The organism is Hymenobacter negativus (assembly GCF_017571495.1).
In the GTDB taxonomy this organism is placed as follows: domain Bacteria; phylum Bacteroidota; class Bacteroidia; order Cytophagales; family Hymenobacteraceae; genus Hymenobacter; species Hymenobacter negativus.
Genome location: NZ_JAGETZ010000004.1, coordinates 142,493 through 167,171 on the forward strand (window position 1 = coordinate 142,493; position 24,679 = coordinate 167,171).

The window sequence follows — 24,679 nt, forward strand, 5'->3', positions numbered from 1 at the left end:
ATAAGTGTACCTTTTGCTTAAGAATTGCATTGGTCGTTTAGTCTAAAATGAAAAAAGCAGGAAAACTTAATTCACTCAAGTGTCCATGCTGCGGCGAGTTGCGCCCTGAATCTGAATGTTTTGTATTTATCAGTCAGATTGCCTACGATGTGCCGAAAAAGTATTACTGCACCTTAAAGGGGGATATAATTGGCAACCTGTATTGGCTTGATGCGCAAAAGAATAAAGTTGATTGGGCTTGTGATGTCTGCCTGCAACAAAAACGTGCATTCCAAGGCAAACCCAAGCGTCAATTGTTCTGCGACATCGCGCCTCACTTTGCCTATTTCGACAAACAGATAGTTTGCCGTGACTGTGGCATAACGTTTCAATTTTCAAAAGAAGAGCAAGCTCACTACTATGAGAAGCTAGTGTTTTGGGTGCAAGCTGAGCGGGTGCGTTGCGATTCATGTCAGGCATTACAGAGAATAAGAAAGCGGCTTTCTCACTTATTAGCTAATCCTGATTACAACGATTTAGAGCAGGTAAAAGAAATAATTTCGATTCGGCTTAAACTAAAACAGTACCAGCAAGCCAAGCAATTTTTAGCCATTGGCAAGAAAAATCATGTTTCAGGAAGCATTCAATATCTGGCATTTGAATCATTAAGGAAGCAGATTACAGAGGCTGAATTGACAGATAACACTTCTAAATAGTAGTTGCTTCAAATGAAGCCTACCCTCATGACCATCAACCTCACCTACGTCGACACCAAAGCTGCTTTTCACACGACGATGAAGCGCGAGTTGCACCTCTCCCGACTGGTACGGCGTGAGCTGGGATGCCATTATTGCTGTGGTTGAAATGCTGGCCCACTTGCTTGACGAGGTGCTTAACACAACTTCGTTAGAATACCCGCATGTCTTGCCTTAATTCACACATCCAAGCATAATGCACAGTATCACTGCTGATTTTTTCACTGCTTACTGGCGGGCGGGAATGACGACAGTCTATACGGAGGGAATGTCGCCTGATATGATGGCAGGGCCCGAAGATGACGAAGGCTGGGTTGAATGGAAGCCAATCAGAGGCACCTTGACGAATGAAGACTATCAACAGCTTGAAGAAGCATATCAAATTCAATTACCACCCAGTTTTATTGATTGGCACAAGGCTTTCTTCTTTTGCGATGGTGACTGTCTGATTGCCCAGTTACCGGCTTCTTTGCCTAATGAGCCGCTAGAAGAATTAAGAAATCAGCTGAACTACGGCGGGAATTTAATTAGCCAGGGACTTTATCCTTTTGCATCAGATGGCAGTGGTGCTGGCAATCCGTTGGTATTCGATGCGCGTTACCCGGTTACTAATAATGAGTTTCCAATTCGGGTATACGACCACGAATCAGTAGACGATTTGAATGGCCTTGGAGAGATTATATTTTCCTCTTTCAGCAAGATGCTGAGCTGCTTGGTCTATTTCCTAAACCGTCCCGAAGCAGTTGAATCTGGTGAAGCAATACGTGGCTTTTTTGACATTGACCCCACTGGCGCCGGTGGGCCCGGCAGGAATTATTGGCTGAGTAGCTGGGGCAATACGCATTGGCTGAATAAGAGGCGATAACCGCCTATGGCCGCTGTACTGGCGCAAATACAGCATAACTCGTAACTGCTTTCGCCGTGGATGCAATGCTTCTACTGCCATGCAAGTAGACCTGGCGTTTGACGTGCCACGGTCACTCTGCTGCGAGGCTCATAGATTTGCGGCCAATACGCCATCCACATAATTCCTACTACTGTTTTCATGGTCCAATTTTCTTTCGGCTGCCGTTTAGTTGCTTCTTTGTCGCTATCCGGCACAGTGCTATTGAGCAGCTGCAGCAGCACGACCGTGCTGCAATCGATGCCCGTTGGGGCACGTGTTTACGTCGATGGCGAGTCAGTTGGAACGACGCCGTACCGGCATTCCGACACGAAGATTGTGGGCAGCACTACCTCCGTGCGCATGGAGAAAGAAGGGTTTGAAACGTATACCACGTCTTTTTCGCGAGACGAGCAGGCCGACGTAGGGGCCATCATTGGCGGTGTATTTGTGCTGGTGCCTTTTCTGTGGACAATGAAGTACAAGCCCGTGCATTCGTACGAGCTAAAACCGTTATCGCCCGTTCAGCAGCCTGGCCCGGTAGTCGTTCCTTCGGCCAAGCCCCGTACTGACAAGCCCCGCGCAGAACGCCTGCGCGAAAACAAAAAGCTGCTGGATGAGAAGATTCTCACCCCGCAGGAATACGAAAAAGAGAAACAGCGTATTCTGGCAGAGCCGGAATAATATCTTCCTGCCGGCACCCACCCATGACCATCGACCTCACCCACGTCGACACCAAAGCCGCTTTTCACATGACGATGAAACGCGAGTTGGGCTTTCCGGACTGGTACGGCGTGAGTTGGGACGCTTTCTGGGACGCCATTATTGCCGTAGTCGAAATGCCCGATTGTGTGGTCTTGCAGCACTGGCAAACCTTCGCCCAGTCCTGCCCCCGAGACATGCAGATTCTCCACCAGATTATGGCCGACTACCACCAGGAGAAGCCCGGCAAGCAGCTACTGCTAGGGTAGCAAGCCCGACGGTACCAACCCCGGGTTCACAGATAGCGCAGCATATTTGTGCCACGCTATTCTCACCCGCCTTTCTATGAAACAGGCACTTCTCTATTTATTCTTGCTCCTTGGTACGGGTCGGGCCTTCGGGCAGGCTGTAGTTGGTTCGGAAAAAATACCGGCAAAAAACATCAAGCCTTGGCTGGCAACGACCCCCAAAAGCTTCGAAGGCGTCTATCACTTCGGAGAATCCGAAGGCGAGTCGGAGTTGGCCCTCGCCGTAAGCGAAGGAATAGTAACCGCCCAGATAAAATCCGGCGATTGGGTACGAGTCAAAGGCGTAGAAAAATGGCGGTTTTCCTATAAAAACCTAACCAACGTGAAGATTGAAGGCAACAAATTCCGTTCCGTCGAAATGTCTGGCGAATTTGTGCGCGTCCTGACCGAGGGAAACTACGAAAACGGCTTAAAAATAAATCAATACGGGCGCGCCGCTGCCCCCAAAGGCGAGGCCGAAATTGGCACCAAATCCAACCCAATAAAAGACTACTACCAGGGCGAATACCCGCAAGCATCCTATCAAGTATTGCAGGTAGCTGCCCTTAACAAGTACAGCAAGGCCCAGCTGGTACTGATGCGCAACGAGGTATTTGCCCGCTACGGCTATATTTTCTCCACGGCCAATGGCATGCTGGCCCACTTCAAAAAGCAAGACTGGTACGACCCCTCCACAACAGATGTCAGCCGCTTGTTGACGGAGATTGAGAAGAAGAACATTGCCCTGCTGAAAGCAAGCGAGGCCAAGATGTAGCCCACGCCATTCACCACCGCGTTACGGAGGCGCGATGAGGCCTCACTATTTCCCGTTGCCAAACCGCCAGTAGTCCTGGCCCACTTGCTTGACGAGTACTTCCATTATCTGGCGGGTGCGGGCCAGTGCAGCGGTAGCCGCTTGTTGCAGGCGGGCGCGGTCGGTGTGGCAGGCGGTGTGCACCCGGCCGCCTTCGTCGCCTTCCAGGAAATACACCCGGTCGGCGGTGGCGTAGGCCGCGCCGGTCCACCCCTGCTCCATGTCGTTGTAGAGCAGGCCTTCGGGAATGGGGTCGAGCAGGCTCTTGAGCAACGAGGCGCTTTCAGGAAACGTGTCGTACCACGGAAACGAGAGCAACACCTCGCCCCGACTGAGCAGCACAGGCCGCATCCAGAAATAATGGGTCTGGTCCTTGAGCTGCTTGCGGTGCTGCGTGGCCGCCTTCACGATGGAAATGTAGTAGCGCACCAGCTCGGCTTCGTGGCCCAGCGCGGCAGCGCTAAGCACGAGGTGCCCGCTGCGCGTCTGCCGGGGCTGGTAAAGCTTCACCACTTTGTCGCGCATATCGTTGGGCTCCGGCTTGTTGAATGAGCCGTAGAAGAAGTCCGGCTTTATCAGGAAAGCCACATCGGGCGCTAAATCGGGCAGGTACTTCGACTTCTGCGTAAAATCAGCCAGGTTCTCAGAAAGCATAGGAACTGAGCTGCTGGAAAGCGTGGGCGAGCAGCAGGGCTAAGATACCAGTTGCCCCGAACCTCCGGCACCACCGCAGCGCAGGCTTTGTAGCCCGAACACTTTTCGGCACCAACTGCTCCGACTGGTGCCGGCTTTGTGGCGTTCTTTGCCCTGCATGGAAATTCTTACTGTCACCAACATCAGCCTTCAGGAAAACGGCGTTTCCGTGCTCCAGCCCATTAGTTTTTCCCAAAAGCCGGGGCAGAAGCTAGCCTTGGCCGGCGAAAGCGGAGCCGGCAAAAGCACCCTGCTGCAAATCGTGGCCGGCCTCATTCAGCCCAGCACCGGTGCGGTACACGCCAACGGCAGCCGCGTGCGCGGGCCGCAGGAAACCCTGGTGCCTGGCCATCCTGGCGTGGCCTACCTCTCTCAAAAATCCGACTTACCGCACTCGTTGCGCGTGGAGCAGGTGCTGCGCTATGCCAACAAGCGTCCCCAAGCCGAAGCCCAGGCCGTGTATGCCCTCTGCCGCATTGCCCACCTGGCCCAGCGGCGCACCGACCAGCTCTCCGGCGGCGAGCAGCAGCGCGTGGCGCTGGCCCGGCTCCTGCTTGGCGCGCCCCAATTGCTGCTGCTGGACGAGCCCTTCTCCAACCTCGACCGTACCCACAAGCGCATCCTGCAAAGCATCATCGAAGAGCTGGGCACCCGGCTGGGCATCACCTGCCTGCTCGTATCGCACGACGCCACCGACGTATTGCCCTGGGCTGATGAAATAGTGGTACTGCACCGGGGCCGGCTGGTGCAGCAAGGCCCGCCGACGCAGCTCTATCACCAACCCGCAGACGAAGCCACCGCTGCGCTGTTTGGCGACTATAACCTGGTGCGCGGCTTCGACCGCCGGGCCCTGCACCCAGGCAAACGCCACCACAAAGACGCCGCGCTGCTGGTGCGGCCCGAGCAATTCCGCCTTGGTGCGGCCGATGCCAAGGGGGCGCCTGGCACGGTGCAGGCCGTGCGGTTTTTTGGCAGCTACTACGAGGTGGAAATCCAGCTAAAGGAAAATATGGTGCGCGTGCGAGTAGCAACAACAAAGCTGCGGGCGGGCGATGCAACGGTGGTTTCGGCAGCGGCCGGGACCGGTTGGGAGATGACTGCGCCCCCGTCAGGCTGAGTGTAGCGAAAGAGCTTATCACCGCTAAATAGGCAGGCACCCGTCATCCTGCAATCATCTACTCAAAGCCCGACAATAACTCATTTGCGTGGCCTGCGTTAGGATTTAGTCCATTCCTAACCCTTTCCATATTTATGGCAACCCAACAAACTGCCCTCATTACGGGCGCCACCAGCGGCATTGGCCGCGAGCTGGCCAATTGCTTTGCGCAAGACAAGTACAACCTCGTCATCGTAGCCCGCGACCAGTCCGGACTAGACCAAACAGCTTCTGCGCTGCAACAGCAGTATGGCATCGAAGTCACTACCATTGCCAAGGACCTGTTTAAGCGCGAAGCTCCGTTTGAAGTTTATGACGAAATCAAAAGCAAAGGCCTCACTATTGACGTGCTGGTGAACGACGCCGGCCAGGGTCAGTACGGCACCTTTGACACCACTGACATCCAGCGCGAGTTAGATATCGTTCAGCTCAACATTGGAGCCTATGTGGTATTTACCAAGCTGTACCTGCAGGAGTTCAAGGCCCGCAACGAAGGCAAGATTCTGCTCGTGGGCAGCATTGCGGGCGAGCTACCCGGCCCCCTGCAAGCCGTTTACCACGGCACCAAGGCCTTCGTAAACTCCTTCGCTGAATCCATTCAGGAGGAAAACAAGGACAGCAACATCACCATTACCAACCTGCTGCCCGGCCTCACCAAAACCGACTTCTTCGAAAAAGCCGACATGACCCGCGCCAAAAACGTGGCCGAAGGCGGTGGCGCTGCTCCCGCCGACGTTGCCAAGGACGGCTATAAAGCCCTGATGAACGGCGAAAGCCGCATCATCTCTGGCTTCATGAACAACGTGCAGGTGGGCATGAGCAAAGTAACCCCCGACCCGCTGGTCGCTGCTCAGGTGCACAAGCAAAGCGAGCCCGTTGACGGCAACGAAAGCGCGAAATAACCCGGCCCCGCTGCCGTCTCATTTCACCTAAAAAGAAAGCCCGGCCGAGTTGGCCGGGCTTTCTTTTTAGGCGTGTTCAATGCCTTACGGCGTAGCCCAGTGCACGGCGATGTTAACGGACGGGCGCTGCCGCAGAAAAAGCTGTAGGCCGGGCCATGCGTATTTGTTCGTAGGCAATGCGTTGCAGAGCAGTAGCTTCGGCGGAAGCAATGCACAAGGCGGTGGCAGCTTGCTCGGTGGCACCCAGCGTGCGTGGGTCGCAGCCCGTGATTTCGCCAAAAAGGACGCAAGCTGTGAGGTAAGCACCCCAGTTGCTGGGGTGGTAATGGTCGGCACCCCACAGGTCGATTTTACCGGTTTCAGGAGCATAGGGATTCGGCATTGCCACGCCGCTTTGCACAGCACGCAACCAGGCATCGCCGACGGGTGCTACGCTCGCAAAACCTGGGTTTTCCCGCAGCAGGCCGTAGTACGCCGCGTGTAGTTCCTGTGCCATTGAGTCCAGCGGCAGGCCAGCGTAGGGCGTACCGCTGGGGTATGTGAGGTCGGCGCGGGGCCAGGTTTGGAACAGGAATACCTTGGCTTCGCGGTTGGCGGTGTGCACGGCTTGTTCTAAGCGGGTGGCGGAGGTGCGGAAGCTGGCGGGGTGGCCGCCGTGGCGAGTGGGCACGGGACCAGTGCTGTACTCCTGCAGCACCACCGTGTTCCAGTGCGGCTGCTGGATAACGGACAAGGCGTGGTCGTAGTGGTATTGCAGGGGCTTGGCGTTGATTTCCTCGAAATGCACTTTGTAATTCAGCCCAACCTCTTCCGTAAACTGCTGAAAAATTCCTGGGATTCCACCCCACACCACGGACTCACCGGTAGCTGTTTCGCAGCGCGGATGCCCGGCGGGCAGGCCAAAATTCTCATCCGTGACATGGGCTGCGTTGTAGGCCAGTACCGGCTGGTATTTGCCATGGAAAAAGCTATTACCAACAAACAGTATTGTCGTGGGCTGGGCCGAAGCTGGCTTCTGCGCCAGTAGCAGCTGCTCGCCCGGCACCATCCAAAGCGCAAGAGCTACAGCAAGGGTAGAAACAGCAAATCTCACGCGAATCAGAAAGGAAGCAAGGACAGCACCAGCGAAAAAACTTTGTATGATAAGCTGTTGCGGCTATGCTCAAAACAGTGGGCGCGCAAGAAAGCTATATTTTCTCAAAGTTGCGCTGTTTACCAACCCTAACACTGGCACCGGTCATTGCATTGGCTGTTAGCGCCCAATACAGAAAAGCTCAAAATTTGGCCCTTCTTTGTCTAAAGCCAGCTTTGCAGTCCCCGCGCACGCAACTACCGTATAGCAACCTCGTCCTTATCCCAGCCGCCGCACCTACTGCGGCCTCTTTATGCATCTCTTCGTTTATTCTCCCCTTAGTACCTCTGCCCGGGCCCATTTGCAGCGGCAGCGGCCCACTGACTGGACCCTGACTTTCGGCCCCGACCTAGCACCTGAGCAGCAGCAAGCGGCCTTTCAAATGGCTGATGTCCTGCTCGGCAACCCGCCACCAGCTTGGTTTGAGGCTGGTACACCTCCCAGCTTGAAGTTCTGGCAAATCGACTCAGCAGGCTTCGAGCGCTACCGGAAGGTAGATGTAGCGGTGCCAACTGCCAATATGGGTGATTTTTTTGCCTGGCCTTGCGCCGAAACCATGGTTGGCGGATTGCTGGCCCTCTACCGTCACCTCCCCGAATTGGCCGTGTTGCAAGCAGAGAAGAAATGGGTGGGCGGCGCGTTTGTGCGCAACCGCTCGGGCCTGCTGCGCGGCAAGCGCGTTGTAGTACTAGGAGCCGGAGCCATTGGGCAAGCCCTACGTAAGCAACTCGGTGGCTTCGATTGCCTGGTGCAGTTTCTGGCCCGTACGTCGCCACAGGCCGAGCTTCACTCCAAAGAAGACCTGCTGGCCGCCCTGCCCGAAACCGACATCGTCATCAATACCCTGCCCGGCAGCGCAGACGGCTTTTTCTCCGCCGAGCTAATTGCTGCCATGCGCCCCGACAGCATCTACGCCAGCGTAGGCCGCGGCAACACTACCGACGAGCCCGCCCTCATCGCCGCCTTGCAAAACCAGCGCCTCGGCGGCGCACTGCTCGACGTCACAGCCACCGAGCCCTTGCCCCTGGACAGCCCGCTCTGGGGCCTGCCCAACGTGTTGCTTACCCAGCATACCGGCGGCGGCCAGGCTTTCGAAGATGAGAGCAAGGTGGATGTGCTGCTCCGCAACCTGGAAAACCTGCGCACTGGCCAGCCATTCGAAAATCTGGTAGACTTGAGCCGGGGGTACTAAGGCCAAAGCTGACATTGTGAGGAGGCACGACGAAGCAATCAGTCCCGACAATGCGACTAGCTCGATAATGTAGCAAACGTTTTTTGAAAGCAAAAAGCTCCAATACGGTACCGTATTGGGGCTTTCTCACATCTTGGAGCTAGTCACGTTGGGAAGACGGGTTGCTACGGCTACGCCTCGCAACGACCTTTCCGCTATTTTCCGGGTACCCACGGCTCACTGGCTGCAAAAATGGTCTTTATCGTGTATTGCTTGGCCTCTTTGGCAGTAAGCTGGTGCGACCAACCTACCCGCCCCGCTGGCTTGGCACCGGGGCCGGTGGAGTTGTACTCGGCGAAATAAGCCGTTTTTTCATTCTCCGGGTTTTTCCAGTTGTCCCAGCCAGCGGGGGCAATGTGGCTACCCATTTCTGTATTGAGGTACACCACTTTGGCACTAGGCCGCCAGGGCCGGCCGAGGTGCACCTTCTTGGCCAGCGCCGTGTCGGCGGTCAGCTTGCACCCCAGAAATACGAAGCCAAACTGTTGCTGCGGTGGCGTAGAGGCAGCCGTGATGAACGAATTTTTCTTGCTCTTAATAATGCAATGGTCGAACACGGCCGTGCTGGCACCAAAAATAAAATCGGTAGTTCCTTCGAGGTAGCAGTCCTGAAAATACTGGCGTGTACGGTCGGTAGCCAGAAAGAGAATGTCCTGATTGCCCACCACCCGGCAGTGGCGGAAGGTGCAGCGGTCGCCCTCCACGTGCAGTGCTACCGCCTGCCCGGCCGTGTAGCCTGCATTGTTTTCGAAGGTCAGGTTTTCGGCCGAAAAATCGTTGGCCTGCACCAGCACCGAATGCGAGGTATAAGTATTGTGCCCGGCCGCGTCGCCGGTATGGTCATTGAAGGTGAGGATGGTGGTAGCCGCGTCTTCGCCCACCATTTTAATGTGGGTTTTGAGGGTTGGTACCACCAGTTTTTCGCGGTAGGTGCCTTTTTTGATAAAGATGGTGATTGTTTTTTGCGGCTGGTTGGGCACCGCATCCACGGCTTCCTGCACGGTGCGGTAGGTGCCGCTGCCATCCTGCGCCACGGTGATGGGGCCGGATTGGGGGGCCGTTTGAGCGTGGGCGGCAAAGGCCGCTAGGCAGAGCGTGAGGCTCAATAATTTCATTGGAAAAACTGTTTAATTACCCAGCGGCTGCCAGCCGCGTAGCACGTTGTCGCGGGTATAGGTTTTGGCTTCGGCCTCTGTCAGTTGGTGCGACCAGGTTGCGCGCTTGTCAGGAGCCGCACCGGGGCCCCGGCTTAGATACTCGGCATAGTAAGCCGTTTTCTTGTTCGATTCCTTATCCCAGGGGTCCCAGCCGGCGGGCCGAATCATGGCGCCTAGCTCGCAGTTCAGGTACACGGTTTTGGCGTAGGGCCGCCAGGGCCGGCCCAGCGCGAAGCTGCCCGCCGGGGCATCGCCGCCAATGCGGCAGTGGCTGAATACGTACCCAAAGCGCGCCGTGTCGGGCGTGCTGGCGGCCGTCACAAAGCCGCTTTTCTTGCAGAAAATCTCGCAATCCTCAAACCACACCGTGCTCGAGCCGAAGATAAAATCCACCGTCCCTTCGATGTAGCAGCCCTTATAAAACTGCCGGCTGCCGCGCCCATACGTATACAACGTATCCTGAAACCCCAGAAACCGGCAGTTCACGAAGGCTGCCTTGTCGCCATCGACCCACACGGCCACCGCCTGCCCCACCGGCCCCGACGAATTTTGAAACGTCAGGTTCTCAGCCGAAAAATCGGTACCGTAGATGTATAGGCTGGCCGAGCCGGACGTACCCTTCTCCTCCCCAAAAATGTTTTTCTTCTGGTTGTAGTCGTCGTACGTCAGGATGGTTTTGTCCCGGTCTTCGCCAATGAGTTTCACCAGTTGCTTTGAGCCGGCCAGCACCAGTTTCTCTTTATAAATGCCCTTTTTAATGAAGATGGTCGTGATTTTCTTCCGAAAATCAGGCACAGCGTTGAATGCCTCCTGCACAGTGCGAAACTTTCCGCTGCCATCCTGCGCCACCACAAAATCATAGCCAAAGGCGCGGCATAAGGACAGGCCACTCAGCAGCACAAGCAGCAACAGATTCTTCATAGCGCAACGGGTTTGGATGATGCAAACCTAATGGCCCGTTCCGCCAAAAGCACTTTCTTTTTGCGCAATCGTTGCCGGCAAAGGTCCACTTTGTTCGTAGTGCCATCCTCCTCTTGCGCTAGTCAGTGAACGTCTTGCTTGGTATTTGTAACACCTTGCCGCGCCTTTGCTATCACTTGCCGGACCTTTGCGATGTCTTGCCAAGTCTCTGTAACGACTTGTTGCCGGCACCCCACCACATGCAAAAAGCCCGACCAAGCGGCCGGGCTTTTTGTACTCACAACAAGTAAAAACTATTCCTGCGCGCCAGCGGCCGCGCTTACCAACTCCACAATCTCGGCCGAGATGCCGGTGGTACTGAAACCGCCGTCGTGCATCAGGTTTTGCATGGTTACGTAGCGGGTCAGGTCCGAGAACAGCGAGATGCAGTAGTCGGCGCAGGCTTCAGCGGGGGCGTTGCCGAGGGGCGACATCTTGTCGGCGAACTCGTAGAATGCATCGAAACCGCTGATGCCGGTGCCGGCCGTGGTTTTGGTGGGCGACTGCGAGATGGTGTTTACGCGCACTTTTTTTAGCTTGCCGAGGCGCTGGCCGTAGCTACGGGCAATGCTTTCGAGCATAGCTTTGGCTTGGGTCATGTCGGTGTAGTCGAGGAAGGCGCGCTGGGCCGCGATGTAGCTCAGGGCCACCACGCTGCCCCACTCGTTGAAAGCATCCTGCTTCTCAGCTACGGCCAGCATTTTGTGCAGGCTCAGCGCCGAAATATCAATCGTTTGCTGGAACCACTGGTAGTTCAGCTCGCCGTAGTGCTTGCCCTTTCGAATGTTCGGGCTCATGCCAATGGAGTGCAGCACGAAGTCAAGTTTGCCGCCCAACTGCTCCTGCGCCCCGGCAAACAGCTTCTCCAACTCCTCCGTCGAGGTAGCATCGGCCGGAATGATGGGGGCGTTGCATTCCTCGCTCAGCTTGTTGATTTCGCCCATGCGCATGGCCAGCGGCGCGTTGGTGAGTACAAAGCGGGCACCCTCGGCGTGGGCGCGCTGGGCTACTTTCCAGGCAATGGATTTCTCGTTGAGGGCGCCGGAGATGATACCGACTTTGCCGGCGAGGAGGTTATTAGCCATTGAGTGACTGAGTAAATGAGTGACTGAGTGATGGCAGACAGCACGTGGGCCGTCCTGGATTCCAGCGCAAGTTAGCAATTCACTCAGTCACTCGGTCACCCAGCTACTGTTTCCCCGCGCAGCGCCAGCAGCTCGCGGGCACTCTGGAAGGCATTTTCGCTCGGCTTGGCCCCCGCAATCATGTGCGCGATTTCCTTAATCCGGTCCTCCTGGTTCAGCTCGCGAATGCGGCTCACGGTACGGTCGGCACGGTCTTCCTTATACACGAAGTAGTGCACGTCGCCAGCCGCCGCCATTTGCGGCAGGTGCGAAATGGCCACCAACTGGTGCTTCTGCGCCATCTGCTGCATCATACGGCCCACCTTCACCGCAATTTCGCCCGAAATACCGGTATCAATTTCGTCGAATACAATCGTAGGCAAAGCCGTTTTATCCGCCAGCATGTACTTGATGCATAGCATCAGGCGGGAGAATTCCCCGCCCGAAGCAGCTTTGCTCAACGTCTGCGGCTGTGCGCCTTTATTAGCTGTGAACAGGATACTCACCACGTCGATGCCGCTCGTGGCGGGCGCACCGGTGTTGTGCTGAATCACAATGCGGGCGTTGGGCATGCCCAAATCGGCCAGCAACAAGCCCAGCTGCTTTTCAAAATTCGGGAACGACTTCCGGCGGCTGTCCGAAAGCTTGCCGCCTTGCTTGGTCACGGCCGCCAGCGCCGCATCCGAATCCTTGCGCAGCCGGGCAATTTCCTTGTCCAGGTTCAGCACCGAGCTTACTTTCTGACGCAGGCCATCGCGCACGGCAATAAGGGCGGGCAGGTCGCGGGCCTGGTGCTTGCGCTGCAAGGTGTAAAGCACGTTGAGACGGTCTTGCAATTCCTCGGCGCGGGCGGGGTCGCCCTCGGTACGGCGCTCGGCGGTTTCTACTTCGTCGGCAATGTCATGCAGCTCAATCAGGCAGCTTTCGAGGCGCTCGCGTAGTTCCTTGAAATTGTCGGCGTAGCTCGCTACCTGGCCCAGCAGCATCGATGCTTCTTTCATGGTGCCAGTGGCGCAGGTTTCGCTGTCGCGCAGGCCGTGCAGCGCCTGGCTCAGCTTATACTTGATTTCCTCGGCGTGCTCCAACTGCTTCACCTCCTGCTCCAGCGCATCTTGGTCTTCGGTATCTAGCCGAGCTTCTTCCAGCTCATTCAGCAAGAAGCTGTTGTAGTCCAGCTCCTTACTCGCCTGCGCCGCTTGGCTCTCCAGCGTTTGCAAGTCAACTTCCAGCTTGCGGTACTGTCGGAAAGCGCTGCTGTACATGGTGCGCTGCGGCACCAAACCCGCGTACAAATCCAGCAGGTTCAGCTGAAAAACGCCATCACCCAGCAGCAGCGTGTCGTGCTGCGAGTGAATATCCATCAGGTTGGCTCCGATTTTTCGCAGCGCCTCCAGCGTTACGGGTGTATCATTGACGAATGCGCGCGACTTCCCATTCGGGCTGATTTCACGTCGCAGGATGCAGTGCGTATCGTAGTCCAAATCCTCGGCCTCAAAAATATCCTGCAGGTGATACGTTGCAATATCAAATTGCCCCTCAATCACGCATTTGCGCTCGGTATCGAATAGCATGCGCGAATCAGCGCGGTTGCCCAGCAGCAAGCCAATGGCGCCCAGCATAATGGATTTGCCCGCTCCGGTTTCGCCCGTAATTATATTCAGCAGCGGCGATGGACGCAACTCCAGTTGCTCAATCAGCGCGTAATTCTTAATTCGTAAATCGACTAACATTATAAGTAATGAAGAATGAGGAGTGAAGAATAGGAATTGAATATGCCTACGTCAGCAATTCTTCACTCCTCATTCTTCACTCCCCATTTATTTAAGTACCGTTTGATATTTCGCCGAGTTTGTAGGGTCTACTTCGGTCAGCATACTCACCAGTTGCTGCTTCTGACTCTGGTCTTGGCTGGTGCGGAAAATATTGGCTATCTCGTCAGACTTTGCATCGAAGAACGCACGGGCAAATAAGGTTCCCGGACGCGTCAGCGCTGCTTTTTGCACGCCCGTCAGCGCGGTCATCACCGAGGCCCGGGCTTGCTCAGGCTTCTCAATGAAGACGTCCATGCCCTGCCGGTAATAATCGTACAGGCCCGTGCGGAAGGCTTCCAGCTGCGGGTCGGTGATGTTGTCGAGCAGCCAATGACGCTCGCGGGAGCCGGTGCCGCGCCAGCCTTCATCGGCCTCGTTGGTTTGGGTTTGGTTGGCCGAGTAGCTGACAATGGTGCGGGCCTGCTCGTAATACGGAGTACCGCCGAGACGCGAGAACGTGTCACGGTCCAGCCCAATAACGAGGTAGGCATAGTAGCCAATCAGCGACGACAGATTGGAAACGAAGCTGTTGGGTGAAAAATCCAGCGGGTTTTGCGGCGAGTAATTGAAGTTGAAGCTCCGGTCGCTGAGGCTGACCACGTTGGTATCATAGCCCGTACCGTACACCGGGCGCGTCGAAATCAGACGCATGGTGCAGTTGTAGGTGCCGTTCTGCGGAATGGCCGTGATGCCGATAAACATTTTCACCTTAATCCGCTCTTCGGGCCGGTAGGCCTGGTTGGTCCAGGCACGGGTGTTGAGCAGGTTGCGGATATCGTTCTGCATCTGCGTCACGATGGTGGGGTCCGAAATGGTCACGTTTTCGGTTGAAACGCGCACTTCGGCCATCAACTCCTGGGCCTGGGCAGCAGGACCAGCCAGCAGCAGGGCGAACATCGGCAGAGCCGCGAGTATTTTTCGCAACATGGTTATCAACTAGTTGGGGCCAAACGGGCCAGAATCAGGCTAACCAGTCCACGGGCCACATCGGCCTTGGACTGCAACTCAAAATTAACGATTTGGCCGGCGGCATCCAGCACAGTCACCTTGTTGGTGTCGTGCCCGAAACCTGCGCCCGCATCCCGCAAGGAATTCAGGACAATAAGGTCGAAGTTTTTTCGATGCAGCTTGTCCTGTGCGTGAGCCAGCTCGTTTGTAGTCTCCAACGCAAAACCGACCGCAAATTGTTCAGCCCGCTTGCTTTGACCGAGTGTGGCAGCAATGTCCACGTTTTTCACCAGCTCCAGCGTCAGGGTTTCGCCTGTTTTCTTAATCTTTTCAATAGCCACATGCGCTGGCCGGTAGTCGGCCACGGCAGCAGCAAATACCCACACATCAGCCGCAGGAGCCGCTTCGGCAGCGGCGGCAAACATCTCAGCAGCCGTTTCCACCCGCACCGTGCGAATACGCGGGCTGGCGGGGTCTGGCAGATGGCTGGGGCCGCTCACCAGCGTCACCTCCGCGCCTTCTGCCGCAAAGGCAGCAGCTAGCGCATAGCCCATTTTACCCGTCGAGCGGTTGCCAAGAAAACGAACCGGGTCGAGGGGCTCATAGGTTGGGCCGGCAGTGAGGAGAACGTGCATCAGTTATGAATGGGCTGCGTTTTGAGGATTGAATGTTGAGTCGAATGAGGACTTTGTAAGTAAAACTGTTAAGTGTCGACGAAGCTACCTTCTTACTCAACAAGAAGTTCTCAACCCTCAGCACTTCTAAAAAATTGCTCCAATTCCGCCACAATGTCTTCCGGCTCCAGCATGCGCCCGGCACCGCTGAGGCCACTGGCCAGCTCACCGCTGGGCGAGTCGAAAACGCGGTTGCCGAAGCTGCGCAGCCGCGCCAGATTCTGCGTCACGGCCGGGTGTGCGAACATATCCAGGTCCATGGCTGGGGCGAGAAATACCGGGCAGCGGGCCGATAAATACACCGCGCAAAGTAGGTTCGGGCACAGGCCGTTGGCCAGCTGGCCGATGGTATTGGCGCTGGCGGGTGCAATCAGCAGCGCATCGGCCCAAAGGCCCAGCTCAACGTGGTTATGCCATTCGCCAGCTGCCGCGTCACGCAAAAAGCCCGTCAGGACGGGCTTTTTGGAAAGGGTGCCCAGCGTGAGCGGCGTAACGAAAGCCATGGCGGCTTCGGTGAGAATAACTTGTACTTCGGCCCCGGCTTTTACCAGCAGCCGCGTGAGCGGCGCGGCTTTATAAGCGGCAATGCTGCCGCTCACGCCCAGCAAGACGCGCCGGCTGGCGAGGCTGCTTGCGGCTAATTGCTGGCTGATTTCAGGCATTGATTCGAAGCTTTTTTACGCAACAAAGAACGTCATGCCGGGCGTAGTCGAAGCATCTTCTGGTGCAAAGTAACCAATTACTGTTGCGGGAGAGATGCTTCGGCTGCGCCCAGCATGACGTTCTTTTACTATAACTGCGTAGGCATGCTTGATAAGCAGCCAGCCGTTTAGAACAGCTCGCGGGGGACTGGCACTTCTTCCGGCTCGGGCGTGCTGTAGTAGACTTTGCCTTGCAGGAACTCCTCAATGGCCAGGCTGGTGGGCTTGGGCATGCGCTCGTACTGCTTGGAAACCTCGATTTGCTCGCGGTTTTCGAACACTTCCTCTAAGTTGTCGACGGTAGAAGCAAACTCGGCCAGGCGGTCGTTCAACTCCTCTTTCAGTTTAATCGACAGCTGGTTGGCGCGCTTCGAAATCACGGCAATGGCTTCGTACACGTTGCCGTTGTCACCGGTGATGTCGGCGATGTTGCGCGTCACGATGGAGCTTGAAGGAGTGTTGGGATTGGGTTTCATGGGCATATTTTTAGTTGCTAATCGTTTGGGGTCCGTTGTCAGCTTCTGGCCGGGGCTACTGGTTGGTTACAAAACGAGCAACCAACAACTGGCAACAGACAACTAAAGTTAGTTAGAAGCAGCGGCCGGAGTCGCTTTTAGCTTGGTCAGGCTTGCTTGACTGACGTCGTACATGTCCTGCGCAGCTTTTAGGTTCTTGCTTTTGGGGTAGCTATCAATGAACTGCTGGTAGAAGTTCACGGCTTCGAGGAAACGCTCCCGTTGCTTCGATTCTACGCTTTCCTGGGCCCAGGCGTACTGGGCAGTCAGGCGCAGAAAAGCAGCCTGCTCGGCATAGGCTGAAGCAGGATATTGCAATTGAAAATTGGTCAAAGCCACCACGGCGGCCTGGTTGTAGCGCAACTGGTAGTACAGCTTGGCACTTTCGAACGCTTTGTTTTCCAGCTTCTTCTGAAGCTCCTGCGCCATGTTCTCGGTCTCCGCCTTGTACTTGCTTTCGGCGTAGCGGTTCAGGAAATCCTGGATGGATTCGAGGGCCGAAACCGTATTAGTTTGGTCGAGCTCGTAGCTGGGCGAGTCCAGAAACAACGACTTAGCGTGCAGGAAGTTTGCCTCCTCCGCGTACTCCGAGTTGGGGTAGGTATCGGTAAATGACTTGAAATAGAACGCACTCAGCACGTAGTTGCGCTGCTTGTAGTTCGTATTGGCAAAGTAGAACTGAGCCTTTTCAGCCTCGGGGCGGCCTTTTAGTAGCGGAATGAGGTCTTCGAGCAGTGTGCCGGCCCGGAAAAAGTCGCCCTTGTCGTAATACTTGACAGCAGCTTCGTACTTTTTATTGACGTCGGTGCTTTTCAGCAACTTTTGGTAGCCGCTGGCGCAGGAGCCCAAAACGAGCGTGCTAATCAGCAGAAACAGAACCGTGAGGCGGGAAATCGGCATAAGGGGTGCAAAGGTAACGATTTGAGCCGGCGGAGGCAAGCCGGCCGGCGGTTGGGTCGAGTCCGCCCGGCAAAGGAGTACCGCCGGTGGCTCAAAGGTTGCAGCTAGCGCTTGCTGGCTGCGGCGGCAGCCGGCAACTTGGGGGCTGCAGGTCTAGGCGCGGCGGGTTGGGCAGCGGGCTTTGCCGCTTTAGCCGGAAGTTTCTGGGCGGGTGTTTTGGTTTTGCTCTTCGACTTGGCTGGGGCAGCCTTTTTCTTGGTGGGCTTGCGTTTTACCGGTCGGTCATCAAACTGCTTGCCCAACACTTGGCGGCGGGTGGGTCGTTCCTTGGCGCGCCAAGTGTAGCCCTTCAGGCGCTCGTCTTCCGGCTTCAGCTCATGCGGTGGAATGAATTTGGCGTCCGGATTGGTGAGAACTGTGATTTTATTCAGCTTGCTGTCCACAAACAGCAGGCGCATATTAGCCGACAGCACCCGGTTCATGCCGGTGGTCACGGTGTCTCCGTCGAGGGCGTAGAAGATGCTTTCGGCATTGCCCAGCACATCCACGCGCCGCATTTTATTGTCGCGGAAGTAGGCCATCATGTTGCGGCCTTTGGTCTGGTTGAAGTTCAGGAGCGTGTCCTGATTGACGGCGAATGCATTGGCATAGAGGCGCATTTCATCCACCTTTCCCTTCCTCGAGCGAATCTGTATCGAGTCGGCGGTCAGCTGATTTTTAGCCTGCCACAATACTGGGTCCTGATTAAGGTAAATGATACTATCCTGCCGGTCGTAGGTCAGCGAGTCGCAGATTCCCTGGAGGTTGCCCCGGAAAATCTGCACTTTCGGAAAGGCGTACAGGATGTTGCGTGTGGTGGTCTGACCGGGTCGGGCCTCTATGCTGATGAGCGTATCGGCGGCCATGTATAGCGTGTCTTTCTGGGTGCCGATGTTGCGCACCACTGGCCGGCCACCGTAGAGCTTGGTGCGGCCCAGGCCGCGCCAGTACTTGCCGGCATCGCCGCGCAGCACTAGGTTGTCCTTCTTGGAGGTGAGCGAGACGTGGCCATTGGCCACACCATAGAGCTTTACCTCGTCATATATCAGTCGGTCACCACCCAGCAAGTAGTTGGGCGTGTCGATTTTGGCATTTTTCTGGAAGTTCGAGACGCGGGTTTTGGTGTTGTAAGTCCCGGCCTCAGCATACAGGTTTCCCTGCTTGCCCTTGATGCGCGTGGGGCCGTTGAAGGTGGCCACCTTGCTCACCGTGTTATAGCGCAACGTGTCGTTGTTTAACTCCGAATCGGGCGTAACGAGGTGCACATTACGCTTAAAAACAAAGACTTTGGTATTGGTATCGTAGAAGCCCTGCTGGCTATCAAGCGTGTTTTGCGGGTCGGTTAGGTGGCCGGTCTCGGTGTACGACGCGCTTTTGCGGTTCAGGTCGTAGTCAAGGGCTGGCGTAGTCAGGGTCATGCGCGGGTCGCGCATCACCACGTTGCCGGTCATGCGGGCAGTGCGCTTGGCACCGTCATAGAAACCGTGGTCACCGGTGATGGTCATGGTGTCGTTCTGCACCACCCGCACATTGCTGAAGGCTTCTACCTGGTTGCGGTCGAGGTACTGATAGGCGGAGTCGCAGTACAGAAATACGTCGTCCTGCTGGAAGCTGACGTTGGTCAGCAGCTTGCGGATTTTCACGCCATTAAAGTCACCGCCCACCAACTCGCCAGCCGTGAGCAGCTTGATTGGGGACCCACTGCTGGCCGGTGGCGTAGTACCCGCCGAGCGCGAGACCGCAGGTGCAGGCCGGGCCGGCGCAGCAGTGGGGGTTTGAGCCCGCCCCAGCAGCGGCACCAGCAACAACAGAAGGAAAAAGACGCGGGAGAGGGACATTCGGCAGGCAAAGGTACAGATGGGCCCGCGCTAACGGCCATCTTTGCGGCATAGTGCCCCACGACCATTTAGTTCTTCTGCTTTCTTTATGAAACTGCACATCTTCGGCGCATCCGGCGCGGGCGTCACCACGCTGGGCCACGCACTGAGCGAGGCACTCGGAATCCCCTATTTCGACAGCGACGACTATTTCTGGGTGTCTTCCGACCCGCCTTATACCGTGCGACGCCCAGTAGCAGAGCGCGACGCAGCCCTCGCCGCAGACCTGGCCCGGCACCCAACCTGGATTCTGGGCGGCTCTATCGTGGGCTGGGGCGAGCATTGGCTGACGGCTTTTGAAGGCGTGGTTTTTCTGTGGCTACCGCCAGGTGTGCGCCTGGCCCGGCTGCAACAGCGCGAGCAGGAGCGCTACGGCGACGTTATTTTTGCCATTCCTGACCGGGCTGCGCAAGCCCAGGCGTTTCTGACCTGGGCGGCGGGTTATGAGGACGGTTCCTGTGGCGGCAGTCGCACGTTGGCTAACCACACGGCTTGGCTGGGACGTTTTACCAGTCCGGTGCTGGAGCTACGCGGCGACCTGACTGTAGCTCAGCGCCTGCAAGGCATCTTGGAGTGGTTACCTGCCGTTTCCTGATTTTACTTTTTACTTCTTTCAGCTGCTCGCACACATCCGCCAACAGCTGCTTTTGGCTTCCCCTATGTTAGAATCTGTCCGCCAGTTCATTGAAGAGCACAACCTGTTTTCCCTCGAAAACGACCCCATTCTAGTGGCCGTGAGCGGCGGGCTCGATTCGGTGGTGCTGCTCGATGTACTGCACCGCATAGGCGTGCAGGTGGCTGTGGCACACTGCCATTTCGGCCTGCGCGGCGAAGATGCTGATGCCGACGAGCAGTTTGTGCGCAAGCTGGCCAAGCAGTATGGCCTCCCCTACTTTGCTGAGTTTTTCCGCACCAAGGAATATGCTGAGCAGGAAGGCATCTCGACCCAGATGGCCGCCCGCTTCCTGCGCTACCGCTGGTTTGAGCAGTTGCGGCAGGTGCAGGGCCTGGCCTACATTGCCACAGCCCACCACCAGCGCGACCAGGCCGAAACGATGATTCTGAACCTGACCCACGGGACTGGTTTGGCCGGCCTGCACGGCATTCAGGTGAAGAATGGCCACATCATCCGGCCGCTGCTGGGCCTGGGGCGCGATGACCTGCACGACTACCTAGTGGAACGCGGCCTGCGCTGGCGCGAAGACGACAGCAACGACAGCCCCGTATACCAACGCAACCTGCTGCGCCACGAGGTACTGCCGGTACTACGCGAAATCAACCCTAATCTTGACCAGACCATGCACGGCACTGCCGAACGCGTGGGCGGTGCCGAGGAAATCGTGCGCCGCTACGTGGAGGAAACCAGCGCCCAGGCCCGCCGCGACGATGCCGAAGTGACCTACCTGAACATCGCCACGCTGCAAAAAACGGCTGCCACCACGCTGGTGCTACATGAGATGCTGCGGCCCTTTGGCTTTTCCTGGCTGATGGTGAAGGACATTGTGGCGGCCTTCCCTAGCGAGTCGGGCCGACGGTTCGACTCGCCTACGCACCGGCTGGTGAAGGACCGTGAGAATCTGGTTATCACGCCCCGCCGGCTCACGCAGTTTGGCACTTTCCAGCTGGCGGCGGGCCAAACGGACTTGTTGGCCGATGGCATGCGCCTCAAAGCCGAGTTGCACGATGATGCCAAGCACTTCATCATTCCGCGCTCGAAAAGCACAGCCGCACTCGATGCCGACAAGATTAAATTTCCGCTCACGCTGCGCCGCTGGCAGGAAGGCGACTGGTTCATGCCGCTGGGCATGAAGGGCAAAAAGCTGCTCAGCGATTTTCTCATCGACCAGAAAGTGCCGCTGAACCTGAAAGACGAAGTGCGCGTGCTCACCTCCGCCGATGGTAAAATCTGCTGGGTGGTGGGCTGGCGCGTCGACGACCGGTTTAAGGTGGAAGACAGCACCGAGCGGGTGCTCACCGTGCAGCGCATGTAGCCAAACGGGCAATGTATCAACCGTCCCAGAAAAACACGGATTTACTACCCGCACAACCTGCATTCGGCCTTACTTTTACGGCCGACATCGTTTTCTCATCCAATACTCCTCCCAATGAAAGTTACCGTAGTCGGAGCCGGCAACGTGGGCGCAACCTGCGCTGATGTACTCGCCACTCGTGAAATTGCCAACGAAATTATCCTGGTCGACATCAAGGAAGGCATCGCCGAAGGCAAAGCCCTCGATATCTGGCAGAAAGCGCCGATTATCGGCTATGACTCGCGCACGGTGGGTGTGACCAGCGACTACGCTCGTACCGCCGATTCTGATGTGGTGGTTATCACTTCGGGCCTGCCCCGCAAGCCCGGCATGAGCCGCGACGACTTGATTTCGACCAACGCTGGCATCGTGAAATCGGTGACCGAGCAGGTAGTGAAATACTCGCCCAACGCCATCATCATTGTGGTAAGCAACCCGCTCGATGTGATGACCTACCAGGCGCACCTCACCTCGAAGCTGCCCCGCGAAAAGGTGTTCGGCATGGCCGGCATCCTCGACACGGCCCGCTACCGCGCTTTCCTGGCCGAGGCCCTGAACGTGAGCCCGAAAGACATTCAGGCCGTGCTAATGGGTGGCCACGGCGACACCATGGTACCCCTGCCCCGCTACACCACCGTCGGCGGCATCCCGGTTACCGAACTGATTGGCAAAGAGGAGCTTGACGCCATTGTGCAGCGCACTGCCCAAGGCGGTGGCGAGTTGGTGAAGCTGATGGGCACCTCGGCCTGGTACGCGCCCGGCGCGGCGGCGGCCCAAATGGTGGAAGCAATTGTGCGCGACCAGCGCCGTGTATTCCCCGTGTGCGTAGAGCTACAAGGTGAATACGGCATCAACGGTGTATACCTGGGCGCCCCGGTTATTCTAGGCAAAAATGGCATTGAGCGCGTGATTGAACTGCAGCTCAACGACGAAGAGAAAGCGCTGCTGGAAACCTCGCGCGGCCACGTGAAAGAGGTAATGGACGCCCTTGACAAAATGAGCACTGCTCAACCAGCATAATTCCTGAAGCACTTGCTTTGGCTTATTGGGCCGCTTCGCTTTGCGCGGGGCGGCCCTTTTTTGGCTGCATTCTGCCCGCAAGCCAGTACCTTGTGGGCTAAATCTTATTCATGCACCTAAACCTGATTGATACCAACCCAGAAGTAACCGACGCCTGGGAAAAAGTTTTTGCCGATGTGCCGCAAGTCACGGTCCGCCTTGGCTCCATTTTCGACTACCCGGCTGATGCGCTCATCAGCCCCGCCAACAGCTTCGGCTACATGAACGGAGGGCTGGATTTTGCCATCTCCAAAAACCTGGGCTGGCACCTGGAAAAGGACCTGCAGCGCGTCATCCGCGAGAAATATTACGGGGAGCTGCTAGTCGGGCAGGCCGAGATAATTCCGACGGGCCATGCCGACTTCCCCTACCTGATTGCCGCGCCCACCATGCGCACGCCCATGACCATCACACGGGGCCCCAATGTCTACCAGGCCATGAAGGCCATTTTAATACTGGTACGCTACGGCCGACTATTTAGCGGTGAGCCCACACGGGAGAAAGTAAAAACCCTGGCCATACCAGGCTTGGGCACGGGCGTAGGGCAGGTGCGCCCACTGGTGTGCGCCCGCCAGATGCGGTTAGCCTGGGAGGACGTAATGCACGAGAAATTCGCCACCGAAACCAGCTGGGAGCAGATGTGTGCCAACTACGCCTATTTCTATACCCATAACCGCCCTGATATTAAGTACGAGATTTACTAAATTCTACTACAGGTTAATAGAGCCACAAATGCTCTGCTTGCTAGTATTAGATGCCTGCTTATCCAGAGAACAACCGCACCCCAAATAATATGTATACCTTGTAATATTCCTACCTGACCTGGCCCTTCTTTCATGAGAAAAGAACTCACCAATTCACTTGCCAAAGTGTATTTGACCGTCGAATTTGATGAGGCTAACCAGTGGATTTATAGTAACTGGATAGGTGCGCTCCCCACTGAGAAAGTAATTGAAGGCTGCCTGGCAACTATCGAAATGCTACAAGCCCATCCCTGTCAACGCATACTCAATGATAATCGGGCGGTGATAGGGTCGTGGAGTGCTGCCAATGAATGGATTGCCGAGCACTGGACGCCACAGGTGCTGGCGCTGGGACTGCAACGTTTTGCACACATTGTATCGCCCGGTATTTTTGGGCAAGCCTCGGCCGCGGAGATGGTGACTCGTGCAAATAAGCAGCTTGAAATACGTCTCTTTCAGGATGTTGAGCTAGCTAAAGCTTGGCTGCGGGAGTTCTGAGCCACCGGTGCGCCTAATGCTCTATACGGTTCGGCTGAAGCATGAACGCGCTGGCCGCAGTTTAGCGCGAAGCGCATAACTGCGGCCAACGGGTAAGGCGAGTTTGTAGCTCGTCAATGAACCGGCACCAATGCTTGCTACTGCTGGCTGGCGCGGAAGAGCTTTTGCTTCTCCTCTTTCGATAGGCTTTCGTAGCCGGAGCGCGAGATTTTGTCGAGAATAGTGTCAATCTCATCCTGCAGAGGCTGGCCAGGGGCGGCGGGTTTCTTGGCGCTGCCAGCTGAGGAAGCCGTTACCGGCTCGGGGCGGCGGGTGGTGCTGCTCACGCGCATGGCGGGCCGGCTGCTGGTAAGATTGCTGAACCAGTTGCCCACCGCCTGCACCGGGCGGCCAAGGTCACGGCCGGCCTGTAGCTGCTTGATGAACACAAAGCCTAGCAAGGCCCCGCCAAGGTGAGCTACTTCCCCACCAGTATTGCCACTGTTGATACCCGCCAATGAAATCAAGACCACCGCGGCGGCAATCCACTTGATTTTTACCGGGCCAATGAGAATCAGCATAAAGGTGTAGTCGGGCAGCAGCGTAGCCGCTGCCACAATGATAGCCGTGACGGCCGCCGAAGCACCCAATACCGACTGGCCCGCTGCCGCTGCCGGTTGCAGCATCGGAATCAGGCTGTAAGCCAGCAGGAAAACCGCCGCGCCTGCTAACGCTCCCAGAATATAGATGCTGACCAAACGCCGGTCGCCCAGATATTCCCGCAGCAATTGTCCAAACCAGTAGAGGTTCAGCATGTTGAACAGAATATGAAAGAAACCCTTATGAGTGAAGGCATAGGTCAGCACCGTCCAGGGGTGCCGGAGCAGCACGCCCAGGTTAGCAGATAGCTCCAACTGGCGCATAACCTGGAATAGCACCACCGGCGCCTGCGACAGGTAAGTAATTGCTTCCAGCACCACCACGGCTGCAAACACCAGCACATTCAGCAAAATGAGCTGAACGAGCGCATTATCGCGGCGGCTGAAGGCAGTACGGATATCTTGAACGATACTCATGGCACGTAGCGCGAATTAGAGGGAAACAACGAATTTAACAAGGACTCCGCCGAT

Annotated in this window: 27 protein-coding genes; 14 read left to right on the top strand and 13 right to left on the bottom strand. The window is 56.5% G+C overall.

Going from position 1 to position 24,679, the window contains the following annotated elements; translation table 11 throughout:
* The first annotated feature begins 47 nt into the window (after positions 1-47).
* The 6 genes from J4E00_RS10375 to J4E00_RS10395 all read left to right on the top strand — a co-directional run bounded on the left by J4E00_RS10375 (position 48) and on the right by J4E00_RS10395 (position 3,381).
* On the top strand, positions 48-695 hold the full coding sequence (locus J4E00_RS10375) for a zinc-ribbon domain containing protein (RefSeq protein ID WP_208175084.1): 648 nt from the start codon (positions 48-50) through the stop codon (positions 693-695).
* 12 nt (positions 696-707) lie between these two features.
* The gene (locus J4E00_RS29820; protein ID WP_262898398.1) at positions 708-842 is read left to right on the top strand and encodes a hypothetical protein; all 135 of its coding nucleotides are present in this window, start codon (positions 708-710) and stop codon (positions 840-842) included.
* A gap of 88 nt (positions 843-930) precedes the next feature.
* Positions 931-1,599, top strand: coding sequence for an SMI1/KNR4 family protein (locus J4E00_RS10380; RefSeq protein ID WP_208175085.1), 669 nt, complete (start codon positions 931-933; stop codon positions 1,597-1,599).
* A gap of 180 nt (positions 1,600-1,779) precedes the next feature.
* On the top strand, positions 1,780-2,301 hold the full coding sequence (locus tag J4E00_RS10385; RefSeq protein WP_208175086.1) for a PEGA domain-containing protein: 522 nt from the start codon (positions 1,780-1,782) through the stop codon (positions 2,299-2,301).
* A gap of 23 nt (positions 2,302-2,324) precedes the next feature.
* Positions 2,325-2,588: a barstar family protein gene (locus J4E00_RS10390; RefSeq protein ID WP_208175087.1), complete on the top strand. Its 264-nt coding sequence runs from the start codon at positions 2,325-2,327 to the stop codon at positions 2,586-2,588.
* 76 nt (positions 2,589-2,664) lie between these two features.
* Positions 2,665-3,381 carry a YARHG domain-containing protein gene (locus J4E00_RS10395; RefSeq protein WP_208175088.1) on the top strand — a complete coding sequence of 239 codons (717 nt, stop codon included), beginning with the start codon at positions 2,665-2,667 and terminating at the stop codon, positions 3,379-3,381.
* A gap of 45 nt (positions 3,382-3,426) precedes the next feature.
* On the opposite strand, the gene J4E00_RS10400 is transcribed toward J4E00_RS10395, so the two are convergent.
* Positions 3,427-4,074 carry a hypothetical protein gene (locus tag J4E00_RS10400; RefSeq protein WP_208175089.1) on the bottom strand — a complete coding sequence of 216 codons (648 nt, stop codon included), beginning with the start codon at positions 4,072-4,074 and terminating at the stop codon, positions 3,427-3,429.
* Positions 4,075-4,231: 157 nt separating this feature from the next.
* Here J4E00_RS10400 and J4E00_RS10405 point away from each other — a divergent pair, with 157 nt between their 5' ends.
* Entirely contained in the window at positions 4,232-5,230 is a 999-nt protein-coding gene (locus J4E00_RS10405) for an ABC transporter ATP-binding protein (protein WP_208175090.1), read from the top strand.
* Between the two features lie 134 nt (positions 5,231-5,364).
* Complete coding sequence (locus tag J4E00_RS10410) at positions 5,365-6,171, top strand: SDR family NAD(P)-dependent oxidoreductase (protein WP_208175091.1); 807 nt, start codon at positions 5,365-5,367, stop codon at positions 6,169-6,171.
* A gap of 112 nt (positions 6,172-6,283) precedes the next feature.
* Here J4E00_RS10410 and J4E00_RS10415 read toward each other — a convergent pair whose 3' ends face one another.
* Positions 6,284-7,264, bottom strand: a complete 981-nt coding sequence (locus J4E00_RS10415; RefSeq protein WP_208175092.1) for a hypothetical protein — start codon at positions 7,262-7,264, stop codon at positions 6,284-6,286.
* Positions 7,265-7,556: 292 nt separating this feature from the next.
* Here J4E00_RS10415 and J4E00_RS10420 point away from each other — a divergent pair, with 292 nt between their 5' ends.
* Complete coding sequence (locus J4E00_RS10420; protein WP_208175093.1) at positions 7,557-8,495, top strand: D-2-hydroxyacid dehydrogenase; 939 nt, start codon at positions 7,557-7,559, stop codon at positions 8,493-8,495.
* A gap of 194 nt (positions 8,496-8,689) precedes the next feature.
* On the opposite strand, the gene J4E00_RS10425 is transcribed toward J4E00_RS10420, so the two are convergent.
* The 10 genes from J4E00_RS10425 to J4E00_RS10470 all read right to left on the bottom strand — a co-directional run bounded on the left by J4E00_RS10425 (position 8,690) and on the right by J4E00_RS10470 (position 19,201).
* A complete protein-coding gene (locus J4E00_RS10425) occupies positions 8,690-9,649 on the bottom strand; it encodes a pectinesterase family protein (RefSeq protein ID WP_208175094.1) in 960 nt (319 codons plus the stop codon).
* Positions 9,650-9,661: 12 nt separating this feature from the next.
* Positions 9,662-10,612: a pectinesterase family protein gene (locus J4E00_RS10430; RefSeq protein ID WP_208175095.1), complete on the bottom strand. Its 951-nt coding sequence runs from the start codon at positions 10,610-10,612 to the stop codon at positions 9,662-9,664.
* Positions 10,613-10,905: 293 nt separating this feature from the next.
* The gene (locus tag J4E00_RS10435) at positions 10,906-11,736 is read right to left on the bottom strand and encodes an enoyl-ACP reductase (RefSeq protein WP_208175096.1); all 831 of its coding nucleotides are present in this window, start codon (positions 11,734-11,736) and stop codon (positions 10,906-10,908) included.
* Positions 11,737-11,831: 95 nt separating this feature from the next.
* On the bottom strand, positions 11,832-13,505 hold the full coding sequence (gene recN, locus J4E00_RS10440; protein WP_208175097.1) for a DNA repair protein RecN: 1,674 nt from the start codon (positions 13,503-13,505) through the stop codon (positions 11,832-11,834).
* Positions 13,506-13,592: 87 nt separating this feature from the next.
* Positions 13,593-14,513: a DUF4835 family protein gene (locus J4E00_RS10445; protein ID WP_208175098.1), complete on the bottom strand. Its 921-nt coding sequence runs from the start codon at positions 14,511-14,513 to the stop codon at positions 13,593-13,595.
* A 5-nt stretch (positions 14,514-14,518) separates the two neighbouring features.
* Entirely contained in the window at positions 14,519-15,169 is a 651-nt protein-coding gene (locus J4E00_RS10450; protein ID WP_208175099.1) for a phosphopantothenoylcysteine decarboxylase, read from the bottom strand.
* 110 nt (positions 15,170-15,279) lie between these two features.
* Entirely contained in the window at positions 15,280-15,870 is a 591-nt protein-coding gene (locus tag J4E00_RS10455) for a flavoprotein (protein ID WP_208175100.1), read from the bottom strand.
* A gap of 167 nt (positions 15,871-16,037) precedes the next feature.
* Positions 16,038-16,385, bottom strand: coding sequence for a DNA-directed RNA polymerase subunit omega (locus J4E00_RS10460; RefSeq protein ID WP_208175101.1), 348 nt, complete (start codon positions 16,383-16,385; stop codon positions 16,038-16,040).
* Between the two features lie 108 nt (positions 16,386-16,493).
* Positions 16,494-17,324, bottom strand: a complete 831-nt coding sequence (locus tag J4E00_RS10465) for an outer membrane protein assembly factor BamD (RefSeq protein WP_208175102.1) — start codon at positions 17,322-17,324, stop codon at positions 16,494-16,496.
* A 104-nt stretch (positions 17,325-17,428) separates the two neighbouring features.
* Positions 17,429-19,201: an OstA-like protein gene (locus tag J4E00_RS10470; RefSeq protein ID WP_208175103.1), complete on the bottom strand. Its 1,773-nt coding sequence runs from the start codon at positions 19,199-19,201 to the stop codon at positions 17,429-17,431.
* An 88-nt stretch (positions 19,202-19,289) separates the two neighbouring features.
* Here J4E00_RS10470 and J4E00_RS10475 point away from each other — a divergent pair, with 88 nt between their 5' ends.
* The 5 genes from J4E00_RS10475 (at position 19,290) to J4E00_RS10495 (ending at position 23,570) form a co-directional block, all read left to right on the top strand.
* Entirely contained in the window at positions 19,290-19,835 is a 546-nt protein-coding gene (locus J4E00_RS10475) for an adenylate kinase (RefSeq protein ID WP_208175104.1), read from the top strand.
* A gap of 64 nt (positions 19,836-19,899) precedes the next feature.
* Positions 19,900-21,231 carry a tRNA lysidine(34) synthetase TilS gene (tilS, locus tag J4E00_RS10480; RefSeq protein WP_208175105.1) on the top strand — a complete coding sequence of 444 codons (1,332 nt, stop codon included), beginning with the start codon at positions 19,900-19,902 and terminating at the stop codon, positions 21,229-21,231.
* Between the two features lie 114 nt (positions 21,232-21,345).
* Positions 21,346-22,290, top strand: coding sequence for a malate dehydrogenase (gene mdh / locus J4E00_RS10485; RefSeq protein WP_208175106.1), 945 nt, complete (start codon positions 21,346-21,348; stop codon positions 22,288-22,290).
* 110 nt (positions 22,291-22,400) lie between these two features.
* Positions 22,401-23,033 carry a macro domain-containing protein gene (locus J4E00_RS10490; RefSeq protein WP_208175107.1) on the top strand — a complete coding sequence of 211 codons (633 nt, stop codon included), beginning with the start codon at positions 22,401-22,403 and terminating at the stop codon, positions 23,031-23,033.
* 132 nt (positions 23,034-23,165) lie between these two features.
* A complete protein-coding gene (locus tag J4E00_RS10495) occupies positions 23,166-23,570 on the top strand; it encodes a hypothetical protein (protein WP_208175108.1) in 405 nt (134 codons plus the stop codon).
* Between the two features lie 137 nt (positions 23,571-23,707).
* Here the strand turns inward: J4E00_RS10495 and J4E00_RS10500 are convergent, their stop codons facing one another.
* Entirely contained in the window at positions 23,708-24,625 is a 918-nt protein-coding gene (locus tag J4E00_RS10500) for a rhomboid family intramembrane serine protease (RefSeq protein ID WP_208175109.1), read from the bottom strand.
* Between the last annotated feature and the right edge of the window lie 54 nt (positions 24,626-24,679).

Bases quoted from the DNA above. Each gene is read 5' to 3' on its own strand.
- J4E00_RS10375 (WP_208175084.1), top strand. From the start codon at position 48: ATGAAAAAAGCAGGAAAACTTAATTCACTCAAGTGTCCATGCTGCGGC.
- J4E00_RS29820 (WP_262898398.1), top strand. From the start codon at position 708: ATGAAGCCTACCCTCATGACCATCAACCTCACCTACGTCGACACCAAA.
- J4E00_RS10380 (WP_208175085.1), top strand. From the start codon at position 931: ATGCACAGTATCACTGCTGATTTTTTCACTGCTTACTGGCGGGCGGGA.
- J4E00_RS10385 (WP_208175086.1), top strand. From the start codon at position 1,780: ATGGTCCAATTTTCTTTCGGCTGCCGTTTAGTTGCTTCTTTGTCGCTA.
- J4E00_RS10390 (WP_208175087.1), top strand. From the start codon at position 2,325: ATGACCATCGACCTCACCCACGTCGACACCAAAGCCGCTTTTCACATG.
- J4E00_RS10395 (WP_208175088.1), top strand. From the start codon at position 2,665: ATGAAACAGGCACTTCTCTATTTATTCTTGCTCCTTGGTACGGGTCGG.
- J4E00_RS10400 (WP_208175089.1), bottom strand. From the start codon at position 4,074: ATGCTTTCTGAGAACCTGGCTGATTTTACGCAGAAGTCGAAGTACCTG.
- J4E00_RS10405 (WP_208175090.1), top strand. From the start codon at position 4,232: ATGGAAATTCTTACTGTCACCAACATCAGCCTTCAGGAAAACGGCGTT.
- J4E00_RS10410 (WP_208175091.1), top strand. From the start codon at position 5,365: ATGGCAACCCAACAAACTGCCCTCATTACGGGCGCCACCAGCGGCATT.
- J4E00_RS10420 (WP_208175093.1), top strand. From the start codon at position 7,557: ATGCATCTCTTCGTTTATTCTCCCCTTAGTACCTCTGCCCGGGCCCAT.
- J4E00_RS10425 (WP_208175094.1), bottom strand. From the start codon at position 9,649: ATGAAATTATTGAGCCTCACGCTCTGCCTAGCGGCCTTTGCCGCCCAC.
- J4E00_RS10430 (WP_208175095.1), bottom strand. From the start codon at position 10,612: ATGAAGAATCTGTTGCTGCTTGTGCTGCTGAGTGGCCTGTCCTTATGC.
- J4E00_RS10435 (WP_208175096.1), bottom strand. From the start codon at position 11,736: ATGGCTAATAACCTCCTCGCCGGCAAAGTCGGTATCATCTCCGGCGCC.
- recN (WP_208175097.1), bottom strand. From the start codon at position 13,505: ATGTTAGTCGATTTACGAATTAAGAATTACGCGCTGATTGAGCAACTG.
- J4E00_RS10445 (WP_208175098.1), bottom strand. From the start codon at position 14,513: ATGTTGCGAAAAATACTCGCGGCTCTGCCGATGTTCGCCCTGCTGCTG.
- J4E00_RS10450 (WP_208175099.1), bottom strand. From the start codon at position 15,169: ATGCACGTTCTCCTCACTGCCGGCCCAACCTATGAGCCCCTCGACCCG.
- J4E00_RS10455 (WP_208175100.1), bottom strand. From the start codon at position 15,870: ATGCCTGAAATCAGCCAGCAATTAGCCGCAAGCAGCCTCGCCAGCCGG.
- J4E00_RS10460 (WP_208175101.1), bottom strand. From the start codon at position 16,385: ATGAAACCCAATCCCAACACTCCTTCAAGCTCCATCGTGACGCGCAAC.
- J4E00_RS10465 (WP_208175102.1), bottom strand. From the start codon at position 17,324: ATGCCGATTTCCCGCCTCACGGTTCTGTTTCTGCTGATTAGCACGCTC.
- J4E00_RS10470 (WP_208175103.1), bottom strand. From the start codon at position 19,201: ATGTCCCTCTCCCGCGTCTTTTTCCTTCTGTTGTTGCTGGTGCCGCTG.
- J4E00_RS10475 (WP_208175104.1), top strand. From the start codon at position 19,290: ATGAAACTGCACATCTTCGGCGCATCCGGCGCGGGCGTCACCACGCTG.
- tilS (WP_208175105.1), top strand. From the start codon at position 19,900: ATGTTAGAATCTGTCCGCCAGTTCATTGAAGAGCACAACCTGTTTTCC.
- mdh (WP_208175106.1), top strand. From the start codon at position 21,346: ATGAAAGTTACCGTAGTCGGAGCCGGCAACGTGGGCGCAACCTGCGCT.
- J4E00_RS10490 (WP_208175107.1), top strand. From the start codon at position 22,401: ATGCACCTAAACCTGATTGATACCAACCCAGAAGTAACCGACGCCTGG.
- J4E00_RS10495 (WP_208175108.1), top strand. From the start codon at position 23,166: ATGAGAAAAGAACTCACCAATTCACTTGCCAAAGTGTATTTGACCGTC.
- J4E00_RS10500 (WP_208175109.1), bottom strand. From the start codon at position 24,625: ATGAGTATCGTTCAAGATATCCGTACTGCCTTCAGCCGCCGCGATAAT.